Genomic DNA, 2,770 nt, shown 5'->3' with positions numbered 1-2,770 from the left:
CTCCGGCCCAAGCCCTGCCGGACAGCAGCTTGCGCCAGCCGTTGGCGACGGCGTCGAAGAGGGGCTCAAGCTCGTGGTGCTTCTTGTGTCGGGCCGTCAGCGTGACCATCCAGGCGGTGCCGCCGTCGGCGAGGTGCTTGGCCGCCGCTCGTGCGATCTCGTCCGCGCGGTTGGCCCTGATCTTGGCCGAGCAGACCGGGCAGGCCCAGATGGAACCGCAGGTGCAGAAGCCGGACCAGTGAGCGACGGAGCCGTTGACCACGATCGCCGCCAGGCCGTCACCGACGCCTCCATTGGTCGTCCGACCGCACTTGCGGACGCGGGGAAGCGTGGTGATCGTCCAGAGGACTGCCCGCTGGGCGAAGCGCCGTTCCCGGCGGCCCTGACGAACGGCGGAATCGGCCTCTGAGCTGGGAGATTGAGTGGAAGAGAGGGGAGGGTGGGAAACATTATTCGCGTTGTACCTAGATTGGCCCGGAGCCAGGGCGCCAGAGGCGCCCCGACTCCCGCCTCCTGCCTTCGGCCCGGCGGGGCCGGGAACCTGGCGCCGGGCGATGGCCCGGAGGTCCTGGCGGACCTGGTTCGTGTCCAGCTCTGCAAAATCGGCCGTTAGGGCCTGGTCGTCTCGCGCGGCCTGGTCGGCCTGCCCTACGCTGTCCACGGACATTCTCCGTTCTCGCATACCGGTGGTTCGGAGACCCAGAGGCCCGGCCGTCGTCAGCGGTCCGGGCCTCGTTCGTTCTCAGGGTCGTTCTCTGCTGCGATCCTCTGTCCGGTGGTCGTCCGGCGTGCTAGGAACACGCCGGGCGATCACTTCTCGCTCTGGCCCATCAAGCTCTTGATGACGAACCAGCCGAGGGCGCACGAGATGGCGCCGATCCCGACAGCGATCGCGACGACAGCGACCGCCAGGAGCACGGCGACGACGATGGCGCCTGCACCTCCGGCCGCGATGAGTTGACCGGCGTGGGCCTTGAGCCAGCTCTGTTCCGGTGCGGCCTGCTGGATGATGACGACCGGTGAGCCCTGGAAGCCCGCTGCAGGCGCGAGGGCTTGTCCGGGACCGAGGACGATCGGTTGGGGTGTGTAGACCGGCGTGGGGGCTCCTGAGGGGCTCATCAGTCCTCCGGGTAGTCGTCGGGGTTGAGGTGCGTGTCGAGAGCCAGGTGCAGCGAGTCAGCGGCCTTGGTGAGCCATTCGCCGAGCTCGGCGACGCGGCGGTACTGGGCGAGCCTCAGCTCTTCGGTCACGAGGTCAGCGGCCAGTTCGCGGCCGACGGTCGAGAGGTCGATGAGCACCTTGCCGAGCTGGTTCGCTGACACCGTCTTGGGGTCAGGCAGCGGCTGGCCGTCGAGGTCTACGGCTCCGGAGATCCAGGCGTCGTCGTTCGTCATGCTGACTTCCTCCCGCGGTTGTTCTTCTGGATCGGCACGCTTGTGCCGGCCGTTTCGGCGGAGACGTCGACCACGGTGGGAGCCGCAGCGGGGATGACGTCCCGACGGAGATGGACCGTAGTGGCGATGTAGGCCACAAGCTGTACGCGGAACCTGATCCGCGTCCTCACTGACATCGCGATCGATGCCGACGAGATGGCCGCGCTGCTGAGTGCGAACGCCGTGCACCACAAAGTCTTGACGCCGACTGAGGCGGCCGAGTCGGCGAGGATCAGTCGGACGGCAATGTACAAACGAGTAGCGGCATTCTTTGAACCAGAGAAATAAGAAAGCCCCCGCCGACTGTGGCGGGGGCTTTTTGGTTTCGGGGCTGAGGAAGTCTTTACCGAAAGCTGATCGGCGGGGACCCCTCCGAGACCAAGAAAGGGGGCCGAGTGCCCACAAGAGCGGTGAGGGCCTCCAGCCCTCTCCATTGGTACAAGTGTAATGGCCCCCTTTCATGGCCTCGCCCCGCCGATCACCTTTCGGTAAACACTTCCCCAACCCCTTCGGTGGTCTTTTCACTTGCGGGTGCATCGGGGCCGATCTCGTAGAGAAGATGGTAGGCAGTCAGCAGGTTGACCAGTTCCACGAAGCCGCCGTTCTCGGCGGTGTCGAGGATGCGGGACTGGAGACCGGGGACACGGCGGATCGCTCGGAGCGATTCGGCCGGCAGAAGTGCCCACGTCTCGCCTCCGATCTCCTCAGCTGCAAGTTCTTCGTCGGTGAGCTCTTCTTCGTCTCCGAGGAGTTCGGCACGAAGGCCACGGCTCCAGGTGATCGCCCGACGGCGGAACGTGCCCTTCTCGTACTCCTGCCAAATCGGGACCACTGCCATGTCACCGGTCTGCCGGAAGTATTCGAGCATTTCGAACGGGGCCAGAGTTCCGAGGCGACCGGCCTTCATGTCGCCTCGGGCGATTTCGTTTCCGACCTTTCCCTCTTGAGCCTTGGCGATGTATTCGCCTGCCTCTTCTGGGGTCGTGACTTTGGACCAGGTGATGCCGTGTTCCTTGCTCGGTTCGAATCCGGCTTTCTTGAGCCAGGCCCTCCAGGTTTTGTCCCATCGGTGCATTGCGTAGGCGAGTTCTTCGGTGGTCTCTTCGTTCAGCAGGAGGAGAACGTGAAGGTGCGGGTGCCAACCGTTACGAGTTCCGTAAGTGACTTCGAGTGAGCGGATGTTGCCCCGGACTCCGAGCCGGTCGCGTTCGCCGAGGACTCCCCGCTTGGGGTCTCCGGCCCAAGCCCTGCCGGACAGCAGCTTGCGCCAGCCGTTGGCGACGGCGTCGAAGAGGGGCTCAAGCTCGTGGTGCTTCTTGTGTCGGGCCGTCAGCGTG

The 2,770-nt window shown here is 65.3% G+C and carries 2 protein-coding genes and 2 pseudogenes; all 4 read right to left on the bottom strand.

The features are described 5' to 3' along the window. Positions 1-262 (bottom strand): annotated as a pseudogene (locus IE244_RS41400) (DUF2321 domain-containing protein); the annotation flags it as partial. A 548-nt stretch (positions 263-810) separates the two neighbouring features. After that, a complete protein-coding gene (locus IE244_RS41395) occupies positions 811-1,119 on the bottom strand; it encodes a hypothetical protein (RefSeq protein ID WP_191878748.1) in 309 nt (102 codons plus the stop codon). Continuing rightward, positions 1,119-1,394: a hypothetical protein gene (locus tag IE244_RS41390; RefSeq protein ID WP_191878747.1), complete on the bottom strand. Its 276-nt coding sequence runs from the start codon at positions 1,392-1,394 to the stop codon at positions 1,119-1,121. Before IE244_RS41390 ends, IE244_RS41395 begins: the two co-directional genes overlap by 1 nt. Positions 1,395-1,911: 517 nt before the next feature. Then, positions 1,912-2,770, bottom strand: a pseudogene (locus tag IE244_RS41385) (protein rep); the annotation flags it as partial.

The organism is Streptomyces filipinensis, assembly GCF_014649495.1.
GTDB classification, from domain to species: domain Bacteria; phylum Actinomycetota; class Actinomycetes; order Streptomycetales; family Streptomycetaceae; genus Streptomyces; species Streptomyces filipinensis.
The sequence above is the reverse complement of the archived record's forward strand: the minus strand, read 5'-3'. Positions and strand labels throughout refer to the sequence as shown.

Excerpts from the sequence above, each read along its gene's own strand:
- IE244_RS41390 (WP_191878747.1), bottom strand. The coding sequence starts at position 1,394 with ATGACGAACGACGACGCCTGGATCTCCGGAGCCGTAGACCTCGACGGC.
- IE244_RS41395 (WP_191878748.1), bottom strand. The coding sequence starts at position 1,119 with ATGAGCCCCTCAGGAGCCCCCACGCCGGTCTACACACCCCAACCGATC.